This window comes from Novosphingobium rhizovicinum (genome assembly GCF_040813635.1).
Classification (GTDB): Bacteria; Pseudomonadota; Alphaproteobacteria; order Sphingomonadales; family Sphingomonadaceae; genus Novosphingobium; species Novosphingobium rhizovicinum.
On sequence record NZ_JBFNXR010000052.1, the window covers coordinates 71901 to 96792 of the forward strand.

18 protein-coding genes are annotated in these 24892 nt (G+C 62.8%); 12 read left to right on the forward strand and 6 right to left on the reverse strand.

What is annotated here, in order from left to right:
- Positions 1–5: 5 nt before the first annotated feature.
- Together ABUH87_RS14670 and ABUH87_RS14675 are read left to right on the forward strand one after the other, a co-directional pair.
- Positions 6–2678 carry a glycoside hydrolase family 2 TIM barrel-domain containing protein gene (locus ABUH87_RS14670; RefSeq protein ID WP_367774812.1) on the forward strand — a complete coding sequence of 891 codons (2673 nt, stop codon included), beginning with the start codon at positions 6–8 and terminating at the stop codon, positions 2676–2678.
- The gene (locus ABUH87_RS14675) at positions 2675–3964 is read left to right on the forward strand and encodes an MFS transporter (protein WP_367774814.1); all 1290 of its coding nucleotides are present in this window, start codon (positions 2675–2677) and stop codon (positions 3962–3964) included. The genes ABUH87_RS14670 and ABUH87_RS14675 overlap by 4 nt, the downstream gene beginning before the upstream one ends.
- A 36-nt stretch (positions 3965–4000) precedes the next feature.
- On the opposite strand, the gene ABUH87_RS14680 is transcribed toward ABUH87_RS14675, so the two are convergent.
- Together ABUH87_RS14680 and manD are read right to left on the reverse strand one after the other, a co-directional pair.
- Positions 4001–4909, reverse strand: a complete 909-nt coding sequence (locus tag ABUH87_RS14680) for a sugar kinase (RefSeq protein WP_367774816.1) — start codon at positions 4907–4909, stop codon at positions 4001–4003.
- A 10-nt stretch (positions 4910–4919) separates the two neighbouring features.
- Entirely contained in the window at positions 4920–6128 is a 1209-nt protein-coding gene (gene manD, locus ABUH87_RS14685; RefSeq protein ID WP_367774821.1) for a D-mannonate dehydratase ManD, read from the reverse strand.
- Between the two features lie 100 nt (positions 6129–6228).
- Between manD and ABUH87_RS14690 the strand changes: the two genes are divergently transcribed.
- The 3 genes from ABUH87_RS14690 to ABUH87_RS14700 are packed head-to-tail and all read left to right on the forward strand — an operon-like array spanning position 6229 to position 9816.
- Positions 6229–7026, forward strand: a complete 798-nt coding sequence (locus ABUH87_RS14690; RefSeq protein ID WP_367775174.1) for a FadR/GntR family transcriptional regulator — start codon at positions 6229–6231, stop codon at positions 7024–7026.
- A 19-nt stretch (positions 7027–7045) separates the two neighbouring features.
- Positions 7046–8443, forward strand: a complete 1398-nt coding sequence (gene uxaC / locus ABUH87_RS14695; protein WP_367775175.1) for a glucuronate isomerase — start codon at positions 7046–7048, stop codon at positions 8441–8443.
- Positions 8440–9816: a mannitol dehydrogenase family protein gene (locus ABUH87_RS14700; protein WP_367774823.1), complete on the forward strand. Its 1377-nt coding sequence runs from the start codon at positions 8440–8442 to the stop codon at positions 9814–9816. The genes uxaC and ABUH87_RS14700 overlap by 4 nt, the downstream gene beginning before the upstream one ends.
- 8 nt (positions 9817–9824) lie before the next feature.
- Here ABUH87_RS14700 and ABUH87_RS14705 read toward each other — a convergent pair whose 3' ends face one another.
- Positions 9825–10706: a LysR family transcriptional regulator gene (locus ABUH87_RS14705; protein WP_367774825.1), complete on the reverse strand. Its 882-nt coding sequence runs from the start codon at positions 10704–10706 to the stop codon at positions 9825–9827.
- 88 nt (positions 10707–10794) lie between these two features.
- Here ABUH87_RS14705 and ABUH87_RS14710 point away from each other — a divergent pair, with 88 nt between their 5' ends.
- A complete protein-coding gene (locus ABUH87_RS14710; RefSeq protein WP_367774827.1) occupies positions 10795–11658 on the forward strand; it encodes a sterol desaturase family protein in 864 nt (287 codons plus the stop codon).
- A 90-nt stretch (positions 11659–11748) separates the two neighbouring features.
- On the opposite strand, the gene ABUH87_RS14715 is transcribed toward ABUH87_RS14710, so the two are convergent.
- On the reverse strand, positions 11749–12669 hold the full coding sequence (locus ABUH87_RS14715; protein WP_367775176.1) for a formylglycine-generating enzyme family protein: 921 nt from the start codon (positions 12667–12669) through the stop codon (positions 11749–11751).
- Positions 12670–12700: 31 nt separating this feature from the next.
- Positions 12701–15034: an arylsulfatase gene (locus tag ABUH87_RS14720; RefSeq protein WP_367774830.1), complete on the reverse strand. Its 2334-nt coding sequence runs from the start codon at positions 15032–15034 to the stop codon at positions 12701–12703.
- 110 nt (positions 15035–15144) lie between these two features.
- Here ABUH87_RS14720 and ABUH87_RS14725 point away from each other — a divergent pair, with 110 nt between their 5' ends.
- From ABUH87_RS14725 to ABUH87_RS14750, 6 genes are all read left to right on the forward strand, one after another.
- Positions 15145–16014 carry a LysR family transcriptional regulator gene (locus ABUH87_RS14725; protein WP_367774832.1) on the forward strand — a complete coding sequence of 290 codons (870 nt, stop codon included), beginning with the start codon at positions 15145–15147 and terminating at the stop codon, positions 16012–16014.
- 138 nt (positions 16015–16152) lie between these two features.
- A complete protein-coding gene (locus ABUH87_RS14730; protein WP_367774836.1) occupies positions 16153–18732 on the forward strand; it encodes a TonB-dependent receptor in 2580 nt (859 codons plus the stop codon).
- 250 nt (positions 18733–18982) lie between these two features.
- A complete protein-coding gene (locus ABUH87_RS14735) occupies positions 18983–20632 on the forward strand; it encodes a hypothetical protein (RefSeq protein ID WP_367774839.1) in 1650 nt (549 codons plus the stop codon).
- A gap of 155 nt (positions 20633–20787) precedes the next feature.
- Complete coding sequence (locus tag ABUH87_RS14740; RefSeq protein WP_367774840.1) at positions 20788–22095, forward strand: glycerate kinase type-2 family protein; 1308 nt, start codon at positions 20788–20790, stop codon at positions 22093–22095.
- Positions 22096–22111: 16 nt separating this feature from the next.
- Positions 22112–22996, forward strand: a complete 885-nt coding sequence (locus tag ABUH87_RS14745; protein ID WP_367774841.1) for a 2-hydroxy-3-oxopropionate reductase — start codon at positions 22112–22114, stop codon at positions 22994–22996.
- Positions 22997–23086: 90 nt separating this feature from the next.
- Positions 23087–23896: an FCD domain-containing protein gene (locus ABUH87_RS14750; RefSeq protein WP_367774842.1), complete on the forward strand. Its 810-nt coding sequence runs from the start codon at positions 23087–23089 to the stop codon at positions 23894–23896.
- Here the strand turns inward: ABUH87_RS14750 and ABUH87_RS14755 are convergent.
- A complete protein-coding gene (locus ABUH87_RS14755) occupies positions 23893–24879 on the reverse strand; it encodes a D-2-hydroxyacid dehydrogenase (RefSeq protein ID WP_367774843.1) in 987 nt (328 codons plus the stop codon). The two genes, ABUH87_RS14750 and ABUH87_RS14755, sit on opposite strands and share 4 nt — an antisense overlap.
- Positions 24880–24892 lie beyond the last annotated feature (13 nt).

Below are 24892 nucleotides of genomic sequence, written 5' to 3' on the forward strand. Positions count from 1 at the left end.
GCTGAATGACAAGAACAAAGCTCGTTGGGGCAGCAATTCTGTTGGGGCTGGCTCTTCCTGTCGGAACGACTCCCGCTGAGGCCCAGTCGCGCCAGACCGTAAAAAGCGGCGCAGTGCGTCAGGCCGTCCCCCTGAACCAGGGTTGGCGTTTTCACTTCAACGATTCGGGGAGCAATCCCGGTGAGGAGGTGCTGCAATCCGGCTTCGATGACAGCAGCTGGAAGCCGGTCAGCGTCCCGCACAGCTGGAACCGCATCGGCGGATACGGCGCCAAACCCTCTGAACCCGGCAACTGGCAGGGAATTGGCTGGTACCGGCTGTCTGTAGAGGCTCCGGCTGCCGCGCCCGGTATGCGTCAGTACCTGGATTTCGCTGCAGTTTCGAAGATCGCCGAAGTCTGGGTCAACGAGCAAAGAGTGGGTGGCCATGAGGGTGCGTTCGCGCGCTTCCGCCTTGATGTCACGGATGCCTGGAAGCCTGGTCAACGCAATCTGATCGTCGTCAGGGCAGACAACTCAAAGGTTGAGCCCGGCAGCGCCACGTCCGAGGTGATCCCGCTGGCGGGGGACTTCTTCGTCCATGGCGGCATCTACCGGGACGTGTCGCTGCTGCAACTGCCCCCCGTGTCCATCGACCCGCTCGATTACGGCGGTCCCGGCGTCTATGCGCGCGCCACCTCTCTGACCGACGAACTGGCGACCGTCGAGGTGCGAACCCGGTTGCGCAACTTTGCCGACGGCCGCAAGGTCAGGCTCCTCACGCAAGTGATCGACGCCGCGGGCAGGACCATCGCACGTGAGGAGCGTTCATTGAATGTGGCGCGTGGCGCAAGCGAAGCGAAAGCCGACCTTTCGATCCGCAGCCCACATCGCTGGAACGGTCGCGCCGATCCCTACCTCTACACCGTCCGCTCCACGCTTATGGATGGCTCGATAGTGCTGGACAGCGTGGAGCAGCCGCTGGGCCTGCGGACGTTCCGCTTCGATGCCGACAACGGGTTCTTTCTCAACGGCCAGCACCTCAAGCTACACGGCGTTTCGCGCCATCAGGACGCCCTACGTGCAGGCTGGGCTCTGTCTCCCGAACAGCACGCGCAAGATATGGCGCTCATCGAGGAACTGGGCGCCAACACGGTCAGGCAAGCACATTACCAGCATGCCGATGAGTGGTCCGAGTTGGCAGATCGCGCCGGAATGGTGGTATGGGCCGAATTGCCCTATGTCACGTCGCCCTCGCTCAAGGGCGACAAGGGCAGCGCAGCGCTCTGGGCCAATGCCGAGCACCAGCTTCGCGAGCAGATCCGCCAGAATTACAACCATCCGTCCATCGTCATGTGGTCGGTGGGCAATGAGGTCGATTCAGCGAAGGGTTTTGGCCAGAAGGGTGAGCCACCAAAGCCGCTGGCCCTGCTCCAGCACCTCAACGCGGTGGCCAAGCAGGAAGATCCGGGCCGTCCCACCACGATGGCGGATTGCTGTGAAGGCCTCAGCATGATCGCCACGGCTGGCGAAAAGCTGGCCGGCACCACCGATCTGATCGGCTATAACCGCTACTTTGGTTGGTACTACCCCAAGCCGCTGGAGGCCGCGGCGCAGCTGGGCCAGACGCTGGACAAGCTGCACGCCGAACATCCGAAGCTGCCGATTTCACTGAGCGAATACGGTGCGGGCGGTGCAATCACGCAGCACAGCGACGATGTGAAGAGCGGCTTCGTCAACTTCATCGGCCGGCCTCACCCCGAAGAGTACCAGGCCTGGGTGCATGAACAGTCATGGCCTGTTCTGGCGGAGCGAGACTTCGTTTTCGCAAGCTGGGTATGGGCGATGTTCGACTTCTCCAGCGATCTTCGTGGCGAGGGCGATTCTTACGACTTGAACGACAAGGGTCTCGTCACTGCAGACCGGAAGGCGCGCAAGGACGCGTTCTGGTTCTACAAGGCAGCCTGGAGCGACGCGCCCGCGCTGCATATCGCGGGTAAGCGCTACGTAGATCGTGCATACCCGGTGATGGACGTGAAAGCCTACGCCAATGCGCCGGCTGCGCAGTTGTCGTTGAACGGCCGTCCACTCGGCACGGCGGCCTGTGTGAACTTCGTGTGCGAATGGAAGCGAGTGCCGCTGCGCCCCGGCCCGAACAAAGCGGTGGTGACCGCATCCGTTGGAGGCAAGACGGTGCGGGACACGACGGTCTGGAACGGGCCCGCCGCAAATGCCGGTATTCGCATCGACGCCGGCAACCTGGCTGGGCGAGTGATCCAGGGCAAGCGGTTCGGGTCCGACACATTCGTGTCCGGCGGAACACCGATGGTCCTCAACATGGGATCGTTCGGCGGGCGTTCGCTTGGGCCTGAGCGCTCCGTGCAAACAAGTTCGCCCGAGCTTTTCGACTACTGGCGCGAAGGGGAAGCCTTCTCGTACGCTGTTCCGGCAGCGAATGGGGCCTGGAAGGTCACTTTGCACCTGTTCGAACCCAAGGCGGATACAACCCGCAAGGCACTCACGGTCAGCGCCAACGGGGAGCCGGTGATCGAAAACCTGGATGTGGCCTCTGCTGCCGGTGGGCCCCTGCGAGAGCTTGTGCGCGAATTTCCCGTGACTGTCAGCGACGGCGTGCTCCGGCTCGACTTCAAGACGTCGGGCGGCAAGACCTCGGTAGCAGCAATTGAGCTGACAAGGTGAAGGACACAGCCGCAGGGAAAAGGAAGCCGGTCCCAAGACTGCGCTGGTGGATCATCGGTCTCGTCACGCTGGGTACGATCCTGAACTACCTCGCGCGTTCGACGCTCTCAGTCGCAGCGCCGACGATCAAGAACGAGTTCAGCCTTACCACGGAACAGTATAGCTGGGTCGTGCTGGCCTTCCAGGCGGCTTACACGGTGATGCAATCGGTATCGGGCGCAGTGCTGGATGCGCTGGGTACGCGCCTGGGCTTTTTCCTGTTTGCGATCGGCTGGGCTCTTGCCAACATGGCGCACGGGCTTGCATCGGGCTGGCAGAGCCTCGCGTTTTTCCGGGGCCTGCTGGGCGCAACCGAAGCCGCCGCGATCCCGGCGGGCACCAAGACGGTTGCGGAGTGGTTCCCCGCGCGCGAACGTCCGCTCGCGACCAGTGCCTTTCAGATGGGCACCAGCGTCGGCAACATGGTCGCGCCGCCGCTGGTGGTCTTCTGCATTCTCAACTGGGGGTGGCAATCGGCATTTCTGGTAACGGGCGGCCTGAGCCTCGTCTGGGCTTTTCTGTGGTGGTTTGGCTATCGCTCTCCGGAGGCACACTCACGGCTTGCCGGTTCGGAACTCAAGATGATCCGCGACGGGCAGGTGAGCGGGGAGCTCGGTCAGCGTCCTGCAACGCGGGGAGCCGTTCTGCGGTCGCGCGGCTTCTACGCCATCGCTATTCCGCGCTTCCTCGCCGAGCCGGCCTGGCAGACGTTCAACTTCTTCATCCCGCTCTATCTGGTCTCGGTCTGGGGCCTCGACCTGCAGAGCATCGCCATGTGGGCCTGGCTCCCCTTTCTCGCAGCAGACTTCGGCTCGCTGGCGGCCGGCTTGCTGCCGCCGGTGCTGATGCGGCGTGGCGTCGACCTTATCGCTTCGCGCAAGATCACGATGACGATTGGCGCAGTGTGCATGATCGGTCCTGCGTGCATCGGTCTTGCCGGATCGCCGGGATTGGCTATCGCGCTCTTCTGCGTTGGCGGCTTTGCCCATCAGATGCTGAACGGCGCCCTCATCACCTTATGCTCCGACGTCTTCGACCCGCGCGCCGTTGCGACGGGTAGTGGCATGGCGGGTACATCCGCATGGATCGGCGGCATGCTGTTCACCTTCGTCATCGGCCAGAGCGCTGACGTCTACGGCTATAGCCCACTTTTCGTGGCTCTGGCTGCGCTGGATCTTCTCGCTGCGGCTGCCCTTTGGTGGCTCCTGCGCGGGTTCGGCGGACCAAGGAAAGGCAGGCCCGCCTGATCGCCCGCCGCCAGATCCGCCGCTCTGCGCCCGGCGTCAGGTACGATAGGGAGCGGAAGGATCGCGCGCAGGAATGGCGCCGCGCCGCATGACGGTCCAGGCCGCCAGCGCGTGCCCTGCCTTGGCAGCCTCGGCCGGATCGCTGCCGCGCAGCCGAGCCGCGAGATAGCCGCCCTTGAACGCGTCACCAGCGCCGCTCGTGTCCACCGGCTGCAGTCGTGCCGGCACCGGAGAGTGTTGCCCGTCCGGCAGCAGGCAGCCATCGGATCCAAGCTTCACGACGACCTCGCCGCAGCCAAGTCGCTGCCAATGCGCGTGGACAGCCTTGGCATCGATGGCCCCGGAGAGCTCCGCTTCGTCGCTGAAGGTCGGGAGTCCGATACTTGCGACGGCGATGGCCTCATCGCGCGCTTCGATCGCCGTTTCGGTCGTCTCCCATAGACGCGAGCGGTAGTTTCCATCGAACGCGACGCGTCCGCCGTTGTCTCGCACACGCCGGGCAAGGTCGAGCAGTTGCCGCCGTCCGGCTGCGGGCAGCACGGCAAGGGACACCAGGGAAAAGCTCAGGAGATCGGCGCGCTCCGCCTGCGCCAGTACGGCCTGCACGTCCTCAAGGTCGAACAAAGCCTTGGCGGCGGAGGCATCTCGCCAGTAGCTGAAGGTCCGTTCGCCCGCTTCGTCCGTGCTGATGGCATAGAGGCCCACGTTCCGCGTCGGATGGTCGAGGATCAGGCTGGTATCCACGCCCTCGGCCTTCAGCTTGGTGCACACCTGCTGACTGAAAGGGTCACGCCCCACAGCGGTAAGATAGGCGACGTCATGCCCGGACCGCGCAAGATGCACGGCCGTGTTGGCAGTATCGCCACCGAAACCCAGCTGCCAGCCGCCGCCGGGATCAGCGGACAGCTCGACCATGACTTCCCCAACGCAAACGACCCGTGCCATGTCGGTCAGCTTACCAGTTCCACATCGTGCCGTCTTCCAGCCGTGCGACAGGAAGATAAGCGCGCTTGTACGGATACCTGGCGGCCAGATCCTCGTCGATGTCGACACCGTGCCCCGGCGTTTCACCACAAATCAGGTGGCCATCTTCGAAGCGATAGTCGTGCGGGAACACGGCATCGGTCTCTTCGGTATGACGCATGTACTCCTGGATGCCGAAGTTCGGCACCCAGGTATCGAAATGGAGCGCACAACCCATCGTGACCGGCGAGAGGTCGGTTGCACCGTGGCAGCCGGTGCGGACCTGATAGAGGCTCGCGAGATCGGCAATCCGGCGCAAGTGGGTCAGCCCCCCTGCTCCGACGACGGTGGCCCGGATGTAATCGATCAGCTGGTTCTGGATCAGATCCTTGGCGTCCCAGATCGTGTTGAAGATCTCTCCGACCGCGAGCGGGGTGACGGTGTGCTGACGCACCAGCCTGAACGCCTCCTGGTTCTCGGCGGGGGTGCAGTCCTCCAGCCAGAAGAGCTGGTACGGCTCCAGCATCTTGCCCAGGTTCGCCGCCTCCTGCGGCGTGTAGCGGTGATGGCCGTCGTGCAGGAGGTGGTAGTCGAAGCCATAGGTTTCGCGCAGCTTCTCGAACATCTTGGGCACGTAGTTGAGTGCCTTGCGCGTGTCCCATCCCGTGACAGTGGGCAGCGCAGCATCGGCCGGCTCATAGTACAGCTTCCCGCGTCCGACGCCGTATGCATCCTTGATGCCCGGTACTCCGGTCTGCGCGCGGATCGCCTTGTAGCCCATGTCGATATATTGGCCGACCGCCTCCACAGTCTCGTCGACATCAGATCCGTTGGCATGTCCATAGACGAGTACCCGGTCCCGGCTCTTGCCGCCGAGCAGGTCGTAGAGCGGCATGCCCGCCATCTTGGCCTTGATGTCCCACAGCGCCATGTCCACTGCCGCGATGGCGCGCATGGTGACTGGTCCTCGGCGCCAGTAGGCCCCACGATACAGATACTGCCAGATATCCTCGATCCGGCGCGGGTCCATGCCGATAAGGCAAGGTATGACATGGTCTTCCAGGTACGAGACCACCGACAGTTCGCGCCCGTTGAGAGTGCCGTCACCGATGCCGTACACGCCCTGATCGGTCTCGATCTTCAGGGTCACGAAGTTGCGGCCTGGGCTGCAAACTATCACTTTCGCCGCCGCGATTTTCATGCTTCGAGTCTCGTTTGATCTAGGTGAGCCAGGACCCCTGGCATAGATGCATTACCACTTGCAAGAAAGTGGTAGGACCGCAATAGAAAGCTGCATGTACATGTCTCTTACCGACCAAGCGAAGCGCAACGTCCAGGAGTTCAGTTCAGCCGGCGAGGGTGAAACCCGGCTTTACAAGAACATCGTTCGCGCACTGCTGGATGACCTACATGCCGGCGTTTACGCCGTTGGGGACAAGATGCCTGCCGAGCGTGACCTCGCCCTGCGCATGGGGGTCAGCCGGCCGGTGGTGCGTGAAGCGATGCTCGCGCTGGAGGTTCTTGGCCTTATCGAGGTGCGCCTGGGCGCCGGCACATTCGTAATCCGCCTTCCCGGTGAGAGCGACGCGCCGGAGTTCAGCGTCAGCCCCTTCGAGCTTCTGGAAGCGCGCCTCCTGTTCGAGGGCGAGGCTGCGGCGCTTGCCGCCAGCCACATCACCGACGAGGAAGTCGCTCAGCTCGAAACGCTTGTAGAGGAAATTCAGCGGGAAAACCGCCAATCGGACGGCAAGGAAGACGCCGATCTGCAGTTCCACCTCGTCATAGCCCGGGCAAGCAGGAACGCCGCCGTAGAACGTACGATCCTCGACCTGTGGACTCTCCGTTCGACCTCACCCGAATGCAAGCTGCTGCAGGAAAAGGCACGGATCGCCAACGTCCGCCCGGTCGTCGAAGAGCATAACGCGATCGTCGAGGCGCTTCGGCAGAGGGACCCCACGGCAGCACGGGCGGCCATGCGCGCGCATCTGGACGCGGTCCTTCAGCACCTGCTGTTCGCGGTCGAGGAGGACGCGGTGGCCGAAGCGCGCCGTTCCGTCGCCAAGACGCGCGAGCGCTTCCAGCGCAAAACCGGCTTCTAACCGCGAGAAGGTCCGACCGATCCCTGCTCTCAATCTTCACGATGACCGGCTCTTTCCGGTCGATGCCGCCACGCGATCGATCGCGCGCCGCCTTTATGAAGAGGTTGCGACACTGCCGATCATCAGTCCGCACGGCCACACAGACCCAGCCTGGTTTGCTGATGACGAGCCGTTCGGGAACGCGACCGAACTGCTGCTCAAGCCGGATCACTACCTGTTCCGGATGCTTTATTCGCAAGGTATCCCGCTTGAGCATCTTGGCATCGGCAACCCCGAAGCCGATCCGCGAGAAGCATGGCGGATGCTCGCGAGCCATTACCACCTGTTTCGCGGCACGCCTTCACGCCTGTGGTTCGACTGGGTTCTCTCACAAGTATTCGAACTAAAGCAGCGGCTTACCGCCGAAACCTCGGACTTTGCGTACGATACCATCAACGAAGCTCTGGCACAGCCGGGCTTTCGTCCGCGCGCCCTGTTCGACCGGTATCGGATTGAAGTCCTGACAACGACGGAAAGCCCGCTCGACACGCTCGAGCATCATCGCACGATCGCCGGCAGCGACTGGTCCGGCCGGGTCCTCACCGCATATCGGCCGGATCCTGTCGTCGATCCGGAGTTCGAGGGCTTTCAGCACAACCTGGACCGTCTGAGCGAACTCACCGGCCACGATTGCCGCAAATGGGAGGGGTATCTCTCCGCCCATCGCAAGCGGCGCGCATTTTTCGCCGCGCATGGAGCCACGTCCAGCGATCACGGTCATCCCACCCCCCGGACCGTCGATCTCTCGATAAACGAAGCCGAAGCGCTCTTCGCGCGGGTTGCTGGTGGTCAAGCCAGTGGTGCCGATGCCGAATTGTTCCGGGCGCAGATGCTGACGGAGATGGCGCGTATGAGCCTTGACGATGGACTGGTCATGCAGATCCATCCGGGCTCTTTCCGCAATCACAACACGCCGCTGTTCTCGCGTTTCGGACGGGACAAGGGCGCCGACATCCCGATGCAGACGGAATATGTCCGCGCTCTTCAGCCGCTCCTCGCCCGCTACGGGAATGAGCGGGACCTCACGATCATCCTTTTTACGCTCGATGAGACGGCTTACTCGCGCGAACTGGCTCCGTTGGCGGGCCACTATCCGGCGCTTCGCCTGGGGCCTGCATGGTGGTTCCATGACAGTCCGGAGGGCATGCGCCGCTACCGCGAACAAGTGACTGAGACGGCCGGATTCTACAACACGGTCGGTTTCAACGATGATACCCGCGCGTTCCTGTCGATCCCTGCCCGACACGACGTGGCAAGACGCGTCGATTGCGCCTTCCTGGCAAAGCTCGTCGCCCAACATAGGCTCGAAGAAGACGAGGCCGCTGAGCTTGCGGTTGATCTGGCCTACAACCTGCCGAAAAAAGCCTACAAGCTGTGAGGCTGTCTCCCGACACGGCAGGCCGACTCCCCTCTGACATATCCCGCTTCTCCTACGAACGGGATCATCAGCAAGGCGGTATCGTCCACTTCGGCATTGGCGCATTTCACCGCGCGCACCAGGCTTGGTACACGGACCTCGCCATGGATACGGGTGACAAAGACTGGGCGATCACGGGCGTGTCCCTCCGCTCTCCAAGTGTCGCTGCCCAGATGAACCCACAGCAGGGCCTCTTCACGGTGACGGAACGATCGGCGAAGGGATCCCGGACTCGCCTGATGGGCGCCGTTCGCGAAGTGCTGGTGGCCGGTACGGGCTCCGCGGCTTTGTCCAGCTTGCTAGCCGCTGGCGAGACGCGGATTGTCAGCTTTACCGTGACCGAGAAGGGCTACTGCCGGGCTCCCAACGGCTCGCTTGATCTCGATCTGGCAGCGCAGGGTAGCTTCTACCCCGTCCTCGCAGAGGCCATGGACGTGCGCCGGGAAAGCGGTGTGCAAGGATTCACGCTGTTGAGCTGCGACAATCTTGCGCAGAACGGGCAGCAGCTTCATCGCCTGATGAGCGAGTATCTGACCGCACGAGCGAAGCATTTGCTGCCGTGGTTCGAAGCCGAGTGCCGCTGCCCCTCCTCCATGGTCGATCGCATCGTCCCCGCCACGACTGCCGAGGACCGGAGCGCCTTGGCCGCACAGCTCGGGATGGACGACGAAGCAGCAGTCTTCACGGAAGCCTTTACCCAGTGGGTGATCGAAGATGATTTCGCTGCCGGAAGACCTGCGTGGGATCGGGTTGGCGCGCAACTGGTTGCCGACGTCGAGCCCTACGAGACAGCCAAGCTTCGCATGCTCAATGGCAGCCATTCTGCGCTTGCTTACCTCGGTCTGGAACGCGGCCATGTGTTCGTTCACCAGGCGATAGCGGACGCGGAGGTGCGTACACTGGTTGAGCGCCTCATGCGCGAGGAAGCGGCGCCGACGGTCAGCGCCGGGCCGGAACAGGACTTGGAGCGATACGCATCCTCGCTCATGGAGCGCTTTGCAAATCCGGCGCTGAATCATCGGCTTGAGCAGATTGCGATGGATGGAAGCCAGAAGATCCCGCAGCGCTGGCTCGATACTCTGGCCGAGCAGGCGCGGCGGGGCCGCTCCTGCCCCGCGATCCTGACTGCCCTGGCGGCATGGTTGCGCCATGTGCGGCAACACCAGCGATCGGCCGACGATCCTCTCGTTCCTGAACTGCGGCGCCTCTGGCAACAGTACGGGAGCCGGGACATCGCGCAGCGTGTCTTCGGAAGCGGCGGTCTGCTTGCGAGCGCGTGGCAACCCTCACAGGAAGATCTTGCATTCCTGATGACTGATCTCAGCCGGCCCTGAATGCTCGATCAGCGGGCGGAGAGTTCCTGAACCGTCGCTCTGATCGTCTCTGCAATAGTCAGCGAGGCGGGGGAACGAGTCCGTTCCCGCAGGTAGATCAGGCTGGTGCGCGTCTCAACAATCGCCAGGTCAGAGATTTCGAGTTGCACCAGATCGCCCCGATGTAGTTCGCCGCGGATCAGTGCCGGAGTGACCAGCCATGTGCAATCGGTCTCCAGCACCACGTCGCGCAGGATGTTGAAGTTGTCGCTGACGAACGCGCCCGCGCTGTTCGCCGTGCTTCCAGTCTGGTGATCGAAAGAGCGTGCTGAGGGATATGCGTCCAGGTCCCGCTGCAGCAGGGCGGTCCGCTCCGTCAGGGGGTGCCCTCTGCGCACAGCAATGGCTAAAGGCAGCACGCCCAGATGCTCCTCGGTCACTCCGGGGACGAGGCTGAGTTGCCAGACATTCCCCACGATCAGCTCGATCGTTCCTTCCAGCAAGGCATCCAGCATCCGGTCGGGTGAGCCCGTCCGCGTCAGGACGGTGAGATGAGGGTTACGCCGCAGCATGGCCGCGCCCAGTTTTGGCAGCAGGAGGCTGGCCATCAGCGGACCCATGCCCACGCCGGTCTGGCCCGCCTCTCCCCATCCGAAACGGCGCATGTCGCGATCGAAATCCTTGGCCGAGGCAATCAGTTGCCGCGCATGTTCCACGGCCAACTTGCCTGCGCGGGTGAGCGTAACCCCTCCCCTTCCGCGGTCGAACAGGCGCAGATCGTACTCTTCCTCGAACGCCTGGTTACTCCGGCTGAGCGCTGGTTGCGAGATGTGGACTTCCTCTGCCGCGAGCGAGAAACTCCCGGTTCGGGCAACTGCAAGGATGTGATTCAATCGGGTGAGACTATGCATGCGCGCAAGGTATCCGATGCGCAGATCAAATGCATTAGACAGCGTTTCGACATCATCGGTAAACTCCCGCGCGAACGGGAGAAGAATAATGGATATCCGGGCCTACATGGGGTTCGTAACCCTGGGAGCGATCGTGGTGCTGCTCGCCGAAGTGGCTGCAGGTCGGCATAGAGGCGTCTACAAGCGCAAGGGCGAATTCCCACTCATCGGCCTCAACATGGCGGTTGGAAGATTTCTGATCGGACCCAGCATGGCCGTCGTGATCGCGCTGGTGTGGGGTGCCCTTCTCCCTCGATATAGCGAGGCACTTTCGGACATTCCCTTGTGGTTGGCGCTGCCCCTCGTGATGCTAGCGTCCGAATTCTGTTTCTACTGGGTGCACCGGTGGGCGCATCAGGGCGTCAGGAACCGCTCGCTGCTCTGGATGATCCATCGCACTCACCACTCGGCCACCTACATGAACGTCAGCGTGTGGATGCGGCTCAACATCTTCTGGTACGTCATCATTCCGAATGCCTGGACGATGAGCCTGGCAATCTATCTCGGCATGGGCGAAGCGGCCGGTCTCACGATGGCTCTCAACGCCGCCTGGAACGTCGTCACACACAGCGATTTCAGGTGGGACGACGCGGTGCGCCGCCACCCCATATTCGGTCGCGCGTTCCGTGCCGCCGAGCACATCATCGTCTCACCCGGGATTCATCACACGCACCACGGCTTTGGGAGGGATGGAGCTTCCTACCGCAACTTCGGCGTCATGCTCTCCGTTTGGGACTGGGCCTTTGGAACCCTGCACATCCCGGATGGCAGACCGTACAAGTACGGGTTGCCGGGCCACGATGCGCACTGGCTGGAGGAATTGGCATATCCGCTGGTGCGGATAGACCAGTCCCGCAAGAACGCGGTGCCGAGTGGGACACAGCCTTTCGCTGCCGATAGGGAGCCGGCTTAAGCGGACAAGCACCGGACGAGAGGCGCTTAAGGGCGCGCTAAGGCCGCCTTAAGCGCGCCCTAAGAGCATCAGGATAGGAAGAAGTGCGGATTATCCCGCTGCCGCGCGGACGATGCAGCGGAATCCTACATGCCCGGTGGTGGTGTCGATGGGCTGGGGGTAGCGGGCAGCGGGGCGATAGCGGCGGCAGTAACTCTCCGCGCACAAGTGCGATCCGCCCTTCAGCACCTTCCGCGGGGTCATCGGTGCCGGTCCCTTCTTGTCCATGCTGCCACCCCGCGATCCACCGCGCGGATTGGTCGGCACGCAGCACTGTCCCTTCTTCTTGCTCCCAGTCTTTGGCGACGCAAACCAGTCGTCTGTCCACTCCCAGACGTTGCCGATGAGGTCGTAAGCACCGTACCCGTTCGGAGGGTAGAACTTGACCGGCGAGGTGCGCAGCCAGCCATCCGCCAGCGTGTTTCCATGCGGGAACGCGCCCTGCCAATAGTTCGCCAGCATCGCGCCGTCGGGCGCCAGTTCATCGCCCCAGGCGTAGTCGGCGCTGTCGAGCCCGCCACGCGCGGCGAACTCGAACTCGGCCTCGGTCGGTAGCTGCTTGCCCGCCCATGTCGCGTAAGCCACGGCATCCGAATGGCTGACGTGGACGACGGGATGATCGTCCAGCCCCTCGATCGAGCTTCCTTCACCCTCGGGGTGGCACCAGTCCGCGCCGAAGCAGAACCGCCACCACGATAGCGAGTGCAGGTCGACCGGCCACGACGGCGGCTCAAAGACGAGGGAGCCCGCTCGATCCATTCCTGGCAGCATGCCCGCGTACTTCTTGGCGTCGGGTGCGATCTCGGCGAAAGTGACATGGCCAGTCTCCTCCACAAAGCGGCGGAACTGCGCGTTGGTGACTGGCGTCTCGTCGATCCAGAACGGATCGACTTGCACCCGGCGCACAGGCGCCTCTTCGGGGTAAAAAGCCTCCGATCCCATCTGGAAGGTTCCGCCCGGCACGAACACCATACCGGGCTGCCCTCCATCGGGAGCAGGAACGTCAGTCAAAGGTGACGCTGACATGGGGTATGTCGCCTTCGATCCGGCCGCGCGGCGTGACGTATTCCGTCACCGGTACGCCAAGGTCCCTGCCGATGTCGAGCATCTCGCCACCACCTGCCGGGGTAAGCACGCTGGCGGGCAAGCTCACGCGCCCAAACTCACGCCCTGACGAACTCAAGACCACCTCCGCAGGACCGCCCGGTTGCGCAACGGCGAAGCGCATGGTGAGCTGGGTTTTCCCACGCGGGAGTGCCTTGTCGGCTTTCACGGTGCGGATCTCGTTCGGATCGGTCGACCGCGCCCAGGTGAATGCCGGCCGCCCCTGGTCGAGGTAGAGACTCCAGCCGCCGAACCGGCTTGCCAGCGCCACGATAGCGCCTGAAGAGTCCGCCTTGTCCAGCACCAGATCGGCATCGAGCGTAAACGAGCGCCCGAACAGGATCGGTTGCCCCATCGCCGGGATGCTGACGTCCTTACCCCAGAAGTCAAACCTCTTGCGACCCCCTCCCATCAATGCCGCAATCGCCTTACGATCGATCCGGCCAGCTCCCATGCGATGATCCAGTGGGTACACGTTGTAACGCTCGGCCTCGCGCTCCCACAGGCCAAGCATTGCTTGTAGTTGTGCAGGGTGCTGCGCCGCGACGTCGGTCGACTGTGACCAGTCCTCGCGCAGATCATAGAGCGTCCACTTGATTTGGGGATGCGTGTTGGACGGCAGGTTTTCCCAGGATGGTCGACCATCGTCGCCACTGAGGAACCAGCCATTGTGGTACAGGCCGGCCTTTCCAGTCATCTCGAAATACTGGGTGCGCGGCTTGTTCGCATCGCAGGCGCCGGACAAGCCATCCAGAAGGCTTATCCCGTCCACCGGCTTCTGCTCGATCCCATTCACCAGGCGCGGCGCCGGGAGCTTCGCTGCCTCCAGCACGGTCGGCACAATGTCGATGACATGGCTGAACTCGCCGCAGATCGAGCCGGGTCTGGCAACATGACCGCTCCACGACAGAATCATGCCGTTGCGCACGCCGCCCAGCATCGAACCGTACTGCTTCACCCAGCGCAAAGGTGTGTTCATGGCGAGTGCCCAGCCGACCGGATAACTCTGGTAGGTCATCGGACCGCCAAGCCGGTCGATGTTCGCCTGCATCCAGGCTTCGTCCTCATCGTGGACGGCCATCGAGCGAAGTTCGTTGATGGTACCTTTGGGGCCGGCCTCGCCACTGGCGCCGTTATCGCCGTTGATGACAGCTACAAGGGTGTTATCGAGCTGGCCCATCCGGCGCAGCTCTTCGATCACCCGGCCGAGCTGTTCATCCTGGTAGGCCAGCTGGGCGGCAGCGACTTCCATGGTCCGGGCGGCAAACCGTTTCTGGCCGGGCGTGAGCGAGTCCCACGCCGGGATCTCCGCCGGTCGCGCGGTCAGCTTCGTGCCTCGCGGGATGATGCCCATCGCCAGCTGGCGGCGCCAGATCTGCTCCCTGACCTTGTCCCATCCTTGGTCAAACTTGCCTTTGAAGCGAGCGATCCACTCTGCCGGTGCCTGGTGCGGGGCGTGAGTGGAACCGGGCGAGAGATACACGAAGAACGGCTTGTCCGGCGCGCCCGCTTTCTGGTTGTGAACCCAGCGGATGACGTCGCTCGCCAAGCGGTGGTCAAGCAGCTCTCCATTGCCTTCCTCAGGCGCGACCATGGCTATGCCGCGATAGAGGTTGGGCTCGAACTGGTCCGTGTCGCCATGCGGGAAGCCATAGAAGTATTCAAAACCCAGTCCCGTGGGCCAGTTGTCGAACGGTCCAGCCTCACTCCGCTCATTACCGGGCACGTTGTGGTGCTTACCGAACATTGCCGTGTTGTAGCCGTTCAGCCGCAGGACTTGTGCTATCGTTGCGGTTTGCGGCAGGATCGTTCCGCCATACCCGGGAAAGCCAGTGGGCATGTCCGAGAGGAACCCGACGCCGGCATTGTGATGATTGCGCCCCGTCAGCAGCGCAGCCCGGCTGGGTGAGCAGATGCCGGTTGTGTGAAAGCGGTTATACCGCTGGCCGACCGCTGCCAGTCGTTCCATGTTCGGCGTTGGCACCGGACCACCAAAAGCGCTCGCCATCGAGAAACCAACATCGTCGGACATCATGACGAAGACATTGGGCGCGCCCGCTGGCGCAGTCACACGGCGCAGGGGAGTGGGGGTGGAGTCGAGCACATTCTGCGCGATCTTGCCGGTGAAGGGCGGTGCGGGAATGGGAAGAACATCGCGCGTCTGCTGCGCAATCGCAGGTGACGCGATACCCAGCATAGTAGCGGCCAGCATCAGTCCGAGCCGTTTTTTCATCGCATTCTCTCCCGCAACTCAGATGAACATAGCCCTCCGGGAAGAATGCTGTCTAATGCATAGAGAGTTACCTGCTCATGCCTGCGAGTAATGGAATGGATCTGACAAGATTGCGTCATATCTTGGCGGTTGCCCGGAACCAGAGCTTCTCGCGCGCGGCTGAGGAGGAGGGGATCACACAGCCTGCGCTCAGCCGCTCGATTGCTGCTTTTGAACTGAGGCACGGCCTCCGCCTGTTCGACCGTGGACGGGGCGGCGTTCGTCCCACGCCTGCAGGCCTCCTCGTTATCGATCAGGCGACCAAGGTACTGGCAGCTGTCGGCGATCTTGAGCGCAGCCTCAGGCATTATCCGGATGGCGAAGTCGAAAGGATCGCGTTCGGCCTTGGCCCGCTCCTGTCGAGCCTGTTTCTGCCGCGCCTGGCGAGCACACTTCTTGCCCGGTTCCCCGGTATTCAGATGGTTGCCATGACGGATACCCCTGTTCGGTTGGTGTCCGATCTGCTTGCGGATCGAATTGAGCTGATCATCGGCAACAACTGGAACATGGGGCGGGTGTCCGGGACCGAAGTCGAGCGGATCGGCGCCCTTGAGCTGGGAGTGATGGTCCGTTCCAGCCATCCTCTTGCCAAGGCTCCGCAGGTGACCACCGCGCAGCTTGAGGACTATCCGGTCGCCAGCGCCGTGGAGCCGACGAGCGGGGGATTCCAGGCGTTAGGCGGATCGTTCGTGAACGATAACTTCCATGTTTTGCGAGAGACCGTGCTGCAAACCGATTGCGTCTGGATGTCCTCGCCTGCGTTTGTCGCCGACGATCTGCGCGCGGGACGACTGGTCCAGCTTCCGCTTACGGGTCCAGCGGTCGCCGACACGAATATCTGTCTTGTCTCCAAGCGTTCGCGCACTCCCTCATCCGCGTCCGTCGCGCTGGTCGGGGCGGTCAGGTTGATGTTAGACCAGGCGGCCAGTACGCTGCTGTAGGCGGGGCTTGCTAAGCTGGCTTCCCAGCTCTGTCGTGCATCAAAGGGCAGTGCAAGAGAGCAATGACCTCTTTAGTTGCATTGGTCTTACACTTTGGTAAGAGAGTGGCAGACCAATACGAATCTTGGGGGGAGTGTCATGAAAATCATCAACTCGTTGGTGCTGACGGGGGTCAGCGTGCTTTCGCTCACCGCCGCGACAGCTCATGCGCAAGCAAGCGCAGACCAAGCATCGGTAGTAGAAGACCGCTATCAGTCCGGAGACCTTGCACCGACCAATGAAATCATAGTTTCTGCCCGTCGTCGTGCTGAATCTGTGCAGGATGTTCCCCAGACCGTTAACGTCGTCACAGCTGAACAGGTCGACAAACTAAACCTGCGCAGCTTTACGGATATTCAGAACGTCGTTCCGGGACTGCAATTGCAGAGTTCGTCGGCCTTCTCGAACCAGGCGACTGTCCGCGGCATTGCCTTTGCCCCTGAAGCGAGCGGCAACAATCCGTCCGTCGAATTCTACTTGAACGACGCGCCGATCTCGTCGGCTTTCCTTTTCCAGACCACGTTCGACTTCGGGCAGCTAGAACTGCAGCGCGGTCCGCAAGGTACGCTTCGCGGACGCGCATCGCCGTCCGGCGCGATTGCGGTCACAACCCGCCGCCCTGACCTCACCGAAATAGGCGGATACATCAACGGCACGTACAGCAGCATCGACGCTCGCAAGCTGGAAGGTGCGCTGAACCTGCCCTTGGTGCCCGACGTCCTCGCGGTGCGCTTGGCCGGCGTTGTCGATCGCAACGATGCGTCTCGTGTTCGCACAGTGGCAGAAGATCTGTACCCTGATCTGGTGGACGGCGGCGCCTACCGCCGCAGCGAAGGCTGGCGCGGTAGCGTTCGCTTTGAACCAGTGAACTGGGCCTCGCTCGATGTCATGTACCAGCGGCTGCACAGCAAGGGGCATCGTTTCGAGCAGGTCATCTCGGAATCCCTGATCAACCCCGCCGCCCCCGCGTCGACCGCGCCGCTGATCGGTGCGTTTGATCGCCGGGCCATCGACGAGCAGGGATCGTACGACCGTCAGGACCAGGAGGTGTTCATCGTCAACGGCGAAGTCCGCTTCGCCGGTCAGAAGCTGAACTACGTGGGTTCCTGGAATGACCAGGACAACGGAATTATCGCCTCGCAGGACAATGCGAACTTCTTCTCCAGCCCGCGCGTAAACGTCGTGCGCCGCTCGGCAGGAGACCCCACTGGCTTCGATCCGGTGTGCCAGAATGAAGTGAAGTCCCAGTTCGCGACCTTCACCACGGGTGCCTACAACCAGTGCACTCACAGCATGTCCGAGCGGCGCTCGCATGAACTTCGCTTGTCGTCGGACGAGCGCATCGGCGGCATTTTCGATTACGTGATCGGCGGGTTCTACGACCATAACGAGAACCCGAGCAATCTGACGGTCGAAACGCCCGTCCTGCTCAACCCGAACGCGGTTCCTGCCAACGTTCTCACGGTTGCTCGCGTTGCGATCCTTCGCCGCGGCGAGGCGACTGAAAAGTCCGTGTTCGGTAACCTGACCGCGCACTTGCTTGACGACCGGCTCGAGATCTCGGGCGGCCTCCGGTACATCGACTACAAGTCCGATTCACTGCCGACCCTGCAAAGTTCGGCCACCGGCAGCGTCACTTGTGCCGAGTACGCGAACCTGCGCTGCAATGCTCTCGGAGTGGGTGTAGAGGAAGACGAGAACGCGACCATCTACACCGGCTCGATCAGCTATCGGGTCACTCCGGACATCATGGTCTACGCACTGACCGGCTCGTCATGGCGGCCAGGCCCGCGTGTGGTCGGCAACTTCTCGACCGTTCAGAGCGAGCGTGAACAGTCGTTCCTGAACCTGCCGCCTGAGCGTTCCAAGTCATACGAGGTCGGCGTGAAGACGTCGTTCCATGGCGGCCGCGGCCGTTTCAACCTCAGTGCGTTCTACCAGGACTTCGAGAATTATCCGTTCCGCGGCCCGCCGATCTTCTACATCAGCACCAATGAGTCGAACGGCGTAGCTGCTCGGTCGGTCGCCACATTCAACTTCGTCTCGCCGGTCCCGGTCGAAGTGAAGGGCGTCGAAGCCGAAGCTTCCTATCAGATCATGGATCGTTGGAGCCTTGGCCTCAATGCCAGCTATGCGGATGGCCGGATCAAGAACGGTACGATCGCTTGCAACGACCTCAACGGGGACGGAATTCCCGACCTGAGCCCGGGCACGCCAACACTCGCCCAGTTGCAGGCTGCAGTCGGTCCGGGCCAGACGATCTCCCAGTGCAGCGGCATTGATCGCCGGGCGACCCAGGCGCCCAAGTTCAGCGCCAATGTTCAGTCGGAGTACGCATTTGACGTAAGCGGCAACACCGATGGTTTCGTGCGGGGCCTCTACTCGTTCTTCGGCAAGACGCAGAACGACCCCGACAATACGCTCGACAACGTGGATGCGTACGGTCTGCTCAATCTCTACGCCGGCATTCGCGACAAGAACGGAGCATGGGAACTGGCTTTCTTCGGCAAGAACGTCACGCGTGAACGTGAGATCCTGTCGGTCGGCAATACTCTCGTCACCACCACCGTGCGGTCGATTACGTCGGCCGGCGCTGTTACCTCGCCTTATCGCCAGATCAACGTCACGGCTCCACGCGAGTTTGGCGTCAACCTGAGGGTGGCCTTCGGCTCGCGCTGATGAGGCAAAGATCGCAACTGGACCCGCGACCGTGCATCTCGTGGGTTCACTTGCGCCAACCGCGTCTGTCCCGACGCGATGAAGTGGTCGCACGTGTGTTCCTGGTCCCTCACCTTGAACACACGTGCGACACTGCATTTGACGCTCACGCTTTGTCGACAAGCATGCGCTTCTGCGCCCGCTCTCGTCGCATCAGCGATACCCTGCACGCGCAGACACACTGATCCCTTTCAGCTCTGGAGAGACACCCATGACGCCATCGCCCACCAGAAGAGTGGCCATTCTCCTCTCGCTTCTTGGCTCGGTCGCGGGTTGCGCGCAGACAGGCGGTGGCGGCCCCGCCATGACCGGGCCAGCGATAGATCGCTTTGCCGTCTCGACCGTCCCCTTCGATCCCAATCTCGACCTTAGAACCGGCACTTACACGCCTTCCGGCAGCGTGCTGGTCTCGTATGCCGACAAGGGAGTGGAAGATCGCCGCCAAGTCAAATTGGCGACCATGGATGATGACGGCACCGATTTCCGTCCGTTCTTTTCGGGCCAGATACCCGAGCGCGCGAAGGACAACGGCATTCGCTTCATGGTCTTCCCGGACAACAAGCGCATCTTCCTGGGCGACTTCGTTCTGGAATGTGCGACGGTCCTTGAGCAATGCACCGATCCGAAACTCATTCCGGTGCAGTATCCCGCCGAAGTCGCCGGCGGCGATCATGTTTCGCACCGTTGGTCGGAGATGATCGTCGCGCCGGACAATCGCCACATAGCCTGGACTACTCTGCTGTCGAACTACTCGGCCGTGGTCTTGACTGGGGAGCTGCAAAAGTCGGGTGCGACTTACATCATCGCCAAGCCGCAGATCATCAGCACCCTTGATCCCTTCCAGCCCGATCCCGCGCACCCGGACGGCGTACTGCCCAAGCCTGTGCTGGGCGGCGAGGTAAAGCAGTTCGTCCATGGCGGAACGGCTCTGTCGGTGGTCGGCGCCACGCGCCGCGACATCCCGGACTCTGTCGTCCAGAGCCTTCTTGCTCCGGAACGTCAGGCCATCACCGACACGCCGGGATACACCGAAACGACGATCTTCTCGCCAGACGAGCGGCTTGGCATCACCATGACCACGCGCTTTTCGGAGCAGACAGACCCCGCGATACTGGGGCTCGTGCCGCGGCCTTATCCGGACAGCATGAACATGGGGCTGAGCATGCTTGCCTACACTTACTCTGTCACCGGAGTACGGCGCGCGCGTCCGGGCAACATCGGGCCCGCCCTGATCGACATCGAAGCGTCCAAAACCCAGGACAACTACCAGGGCCACAACCTCAGCACGGACAAGGACTGGGTCTACCGTTCACCGATGTCCTGGCATCCCGGAGGCCAGAAGGCGATGTGGCAGGAAGGAAGGCGAACAGGAGGATCGGAGCGGATCCAGATCGTCACACTGCCTGATTATCGCCCGGCGGCGCCGGTCCCTGGCAAGATCACACCCGATCGCATTCCGTACGGGTCTACGGATCTCTCGGTGATCAAGGACTATGCGAAAGCGGCGCGCGATATCGACGTGAAGGTCTACGGGAAGCGCTCGGGGTACATCACGTATCGCCGCACGCCGGCCGGCGTGATCGAGAAGAGCTACTTCGACTTCAGTGACGATGGGCGCAGCGTCTACTCTGGCACCGAGAGGCTGGCAGCCAACCCCATGGGCCGGTCTACGTACACCGCAAAACTTCAGCTTTCCGGGCCGCAGCCTGGACGGATGGACCTGAAGATGACCTTCGGACCACTCACGGGTGAACTTCCGGCCAAGCTGATCTTCGGCCCCGATGCCTCGGGCGAGCCGCTGACGCACGGCTTCGCGGAGTTCAACGGCCGCCGTATCGAGGCAAGTTCGCTTGTTCCCTGAGCTTACCTGACCGGTTGCAGTTCAGCGCAGACCATTGCGCATCATGGTAAGAAAAGTTATCCAGACGCTCAATTGTCACTGCTGGCGGAATCATGTTCCTGCATTCACGCCAGCAGTGACGAAGGCCCGCCGGGCCTGTGAGAGCCCTGGAAAACATGCTGACAGACGAATGGCGGACTTCATCGGATAACGAGCATGAGCCGCGCGACAGGGCTGCGCGGACTCTGCTCCGCTTGATGTTCGATGCCGCTGTAGCTTCGGCAGACCCTCTCAAGGTGTTGCCCGCGCACCTGCCCGAGCCGCCAGGGGGGCGCTGTGTCGTCGTCGGCGCCGGTAAAGCCGCCGCGGCGATGGCGCTTGCTGTTGAGAGAGCATGGCCCGACGTCCCGCTCTCCGGCGTCGTTGCGGTTCCTTACGGATCAGCCGTTCCGTGCGAGCGCATCCGGGTACTCGAAGCCGCGCATCCAGTGCCGGACGAGAACTCCGTCGTCGCCGCGCGCGAAGTTCTCGCTGCTGTCGAAGGCCTCGCAGCCGATGACCTCGTCCTGGCTCTCATATCAGGGGGCGGATCATCGACGATGTGCCTGCCTGTTTCGGGACTGACCCTGGCGGACAAACAGGTTACCAATCGGCTGCTCCTGGCCTCAGGTTTGGATATCCGCACCATGAACGCCGTTCGTCGCAGGCTCTCGGCGGTCAAGGGAGGCAAGCTTGCAGCCGCCGCCCGTCCCGCGCGTGTCCTGACGCTGGCGATCAGCGACATACCGGGAGACGATACCGCGGCCATTGCGTCAGGGCCGACCGTCGTCGACCCGGCGGCTGAGGAACTGCCCTGGGATGCAATCGTGACAAGATTGGGACCCGCCCTGCCCGCGCGCGTCGCCAACCTCCTTCGGGCAAGGCCGAAAGCCTCTCCAGCGCCCACTCACGGAAAGGTCATTCTGGTCGCCAAACCTGCGGCCTCTCTGCAGGCGGCAGCGGAGCTCGCACGGCAGCACGGAATCACCCCCGTGATCCTGGGCGACGATATCGAGGGTGAGAGCCGGAAGGTCGCTCAGGCCATGGCTCGAGGCATCGCACCTGTGGCGAGCCCCACCGTCTTCATCTCCGGCGGTGAGACAACCGTCACCCTCGGATCTTCCGGCGGCGGGCGCGGCGGGCGCAACACCGAGTTCGCGCTAGCGCTCGCCTGTGAGCTGAAGGGTGCTGCGGATGTCTGGGCCCTGGCAGCCGATACGGATGGCGAGGACGGCATCAATCTCGGCGCTGCCGGCGCGATTGTCTCGCCAGGAACGTTGGACAAGGCGCGGACCCTGGGACTGAACCCTCTGGACTGTCTGGAACGACACGACAGCGGGAGCTTCTTCAAGGCGTTGGGCGACCTTGTCGTCACCGGACCCACGCGAACCAACGTCAACGATTTCCGCGCCATCCTCGCGCTTCCCAAGAACGCGAAACTCTAATCTTCAGGAGAACGTCATGAATATCGGCTTCATCGGTCTTGGCATCATGGGGCGGCCCATGGCCGGTCACCTGCAAGCTGCAGGGCACCGGCTCGGCGTGGTGCAGCACCGCACGCCGCTTCCACAGGAGTTCACGAAGGCCGGCGCCAAAGTGTGTCAGACGCCGCGTGAAGTCGCAGAGAACGCCGAAGTCGTCATTCTGATGGTGCCCGATACCCCTGACGTGGAGCGGGTACTCTTGGGCACCGGCGGTGTCGCCGAGGGACTGAAGCCGGGCACGCTCGTGATCGACATGAGCTCCATCGACCCGATCGCCACGCGGGCGTTCGCCTCTCGCATCCTTGAGCTCGGCTGCGATTACGTCGATGCGCCCGTATCGGGCGGCGAGGTCGGAGCCAAGAACGCGGCCCTCACTATCATGTGCGGCGGCTCACCCGAGGCCTTCGCCAAGGCGCTGCCGCTCCTGGAACTGATGGGCAAGAATATCACGCACGTCGGCGGCGTCGGCGATGGGCAGGTGGCCAAGGTCGCCAACCAGATCATCGTCGCCCTGAACATCGAGGCCGTAAGCGAGGCTCTGGTCTTTGCCGCCAAGGCCGGGGCCGATCCGGCCAAGGTGCGCGAGGCACTGCTGGGCGGCTTCGCCTCCTCCCGCGTGCTGGAAGTGCACGCCGAGCGCATGATCAAGCGCACGTTCGAGCCAGGCTTTCGCATCGAACTGCATCAGAAGGATCTCAACCTTGCACTCTCCAGCGCACGGTCGCTCGGGATGGCACTGCCGAACACGGCAATGGCCCAGCAATTGTTCAGCGCGTGCGTCGCGCGCGGCGGCAAGGCATGGGATCACTCTGGCATGGTTCGCGCGATCGAGGCACTGGCAGAATGCGAGCTGGCCGAGTAACTTGGGGTAAGGGTCATCTTACAGCACGGTAGTGCGCGGGTTAGACAACCGGCGCGCGCCGCTCGGGCCTGTCAACTCCAGGAGGTCGCCGTGCCGCTTACTTCAATCAGACCCGCCAAGCTGGCGGATGCGGTCGCCGACCACATACAGGAACTCATCCTGGAAGGAGCGCTGCCACCCGGCGAGCGGCTTCTGCCTGAGCGCGAACTGGCCGTGAAGCTCGACGTTTCACGGCCTTCCCTGCGCGAGGGGCTGGAAAAGCTCATCGAGCGGGGACTGCTTGAGACGGATGCGAACGGGGCGTGCTACATCAGCAAGTCCATCGGCAAGTCGCTGCGCGACCCGCTGCTGCTCCTGTTCGATAATCCGCAGGGTCGCTTCGACTGCATGGAGTTTCGCGCGGCCGTCGAAGCCGAGGCGGCGCGGCTGGCGGCGCAGAGAGCCTCATCGGTGGACCGGGCGACCATCGAGCGGCACTTTCGCGCCATGGAAGCGGCGCACGAAGCCGGAGATGTGGCAGCGATCGCCGGGGCGGACGGCGACTTTCACTTCGCGATCTATGCCGCCTCTCACAACGTCATGGTGCTGCAGGTGATGCGCAGCCTGGAGGACATTCTGCGCTCCCACGTCCACCTGAACCGCCAGAATCTTTTCGAACATCGGCGGGCGCCCGAGGCGCAGCTGGCCGAACATCGCGCCGTGTTCGACGCGATCATGGCAGGCGATCCGGACGAGGCGGAACGTGCTGCCCGCCAGCACATGGTCTCAACGATGCGGACGCAGCGCGAGATCCATGAAGAGGAACAACGGCTGATGAGCGCGACGCGCAGGCTGGCGCGGCATGAACTGCTGGCCCCTGCCAAGGGGCGCGAGCGGGCGCCCAAAGCTGCCGCTCGCTAGCGCGGCGGCGTGTAGACATCCTCTCGGGTCAACGTGTTGAGCATCGGCTCGCCCGCCTGGAACCGCCGGATGTTCTCACAGATTATGTCGAGAGAACGCGCCGTTCTATCAGGAACCTGAGGCGTAACATGAGGTGTGATGAGGACGTTGGGTGCGTCCCACAATCTGCTGTCGGCAGGTAAAGGTTCGATCTCGAACGTGTCCAGACCGGCGCCGGCGATCCGCTCTTCGTACAGAGCCTGCGTCAACGCGGCCTCGTCGATGACCGGACCTCTCGCCATGTTGATAAGGTAGCCTTTGGGCCCAATCAGATCGAGCTCGCGTGCGCCGATCAGATGATGCGTCCTGTCCGACAAGCCGAGGGCAAGAACAACGAAGTCGCTCCGCTCGAGGAGATCGTCGAGAGTCTGGTCCGCATCGGCGCTGTACATTTCGTCCACGCCTGCCGGCGCTTCAGTGGCCCGCCTCCGATAGCCGAGCACCCGCATTCCGAATGCCTTCGCCCGTGTGGCGAGTTCCTGCCCCGTGTTGCCCATGCCCACGATGCCCATGGTGCGGCCGTAAAGTCCCCGCAGATCGTTCTGCCCCGCCACGCCCCACTGATGCGCCCGCTGCGCATCGAGAAACGCGGGATAGCGGTAAGCCAGGGCCAGTGCGAAGAACATGGCATGTTCGGCAAGCACCGGCGCCGAGCGTCCGGCCGAACCGGTCACGGTCAAACCGTGGCGCATGGCTTCAGGCCGCGCGGCCCGGTTCAATCCGGCATGATCGATGTGGATCCAGCGCAAGGACGCCTCGCGAAGGACCCATTCTTCGGGATCGGCAGCAAGAAGCGCCACATCCGCGCGGGACAAGGCCTCTGCGAAGCCGTCGCTCTGCGGGTTGGCGAAGCGCAGAACCGTCGCTCCCTCCAATGCCTTTTCAAGGCGCGCCCAATGCCCCGCCTGATAAGGGAGCGTGGTGACGACCGTGTGCCCGTTCATCGCCCTTTCTCCG

Excerpts from the sequence above, each read along its gene's own strand:
- ABUH87_RS14715 (WP_367775176.1), bottom strand. The coding sequence starts at position 12,669 with ATGGTGTTCGTGCCGGGCGGAACCTTCCAGATGGGATCGGAGGCTTTT.
- ABUH87_RS14735 (WP_367774839.1), top strand. The coding sequence starts at position 18,983 with ATGACGCCATCGCCCACCAGAAGAGTGGCCATTCTCCTCTCGCTTCTT.
- ABUH87_RS14710 (WP_367774827.1), top strand. The coding sequence starts at position 10,795 with ATGGATATCCGGGCCTACATGGGGTTCGTAACCCTGGGAGCGATCGTG.
- manD (WP_367774821.1), bottom strand. The coding sequence starts at position 6,128 with ATGAAAATCGCGGCGGCGAAAGTGATAGTTTGCAGCCCAGGCCGCAAC.
- ABUH87_RS14720 (WP_367774830.1), bottom strand. The coding sequence starts at position 15,034 with ATGAAAAAACGGCTCGGACTGATGCTGGCCGCTACTATGCTGGGTATC.
- ABUH87_RS14705 (WP_367774825.1), bottom strand. The coding sequence starts at position 10,706 with ATGCATAGTCTCACCCGATTGAATCACATCCTTGCAGTTGCCCGAACC.
- ABUH87_RS14745 (WP_367774841.1), top strand. The coding sequence starts at position 22,112 with ATGAATATCGGCTTCATCGGTCTTGGCATCATGGGGCGGCCCATGGCC.
- ABUH87_RS14755 (WP_367774843.1), bottom strand. The coding sequence starts at position 24,879 with ATGAACGGGCACACGGTCGTCACCACGCTCCCTTATCAGGCGGGGCAT.
- ABUH87_RS14690 (WP_367775174.1), top strand. The coding sequence starts at position 6,229 with ATGTCTCTTACCGACCAAGCGAAGCGCAACGTCCAGGAGTTCAGTTCA.
- ABUH87_RS14740 (WP_367774840.1), top strand. The coding sequence starts at position 20,788 with ATGCTGACAGACGAATGGCGGACTTCATCGGATAACGAGCATGAGCCG.
- ABUH87_RS14680 (WP_367774816.1), bottom strand. The coding sequence starts at position 4,909 with ATGGCACGGGTCGTTTGCGTTGGGGAAGTCATGGTCGAGCTGTCCGCT.
- ABUH87_RS14670 (WP_367774812.1), top strand. The coding sequence starts at position 6 with ATGACAAGAACAAAGCTCGTTGGGGCAGCAATTCTGTTGGGGCTGGCT.
- ABUH87_RS14730 (WP_367774836.1), top strand. The coding sequence starts at position 16,153 with ATGAAAATCATCAACTCGTTGGTGCTGACGGGGGTCAGCGTGCTTTCG.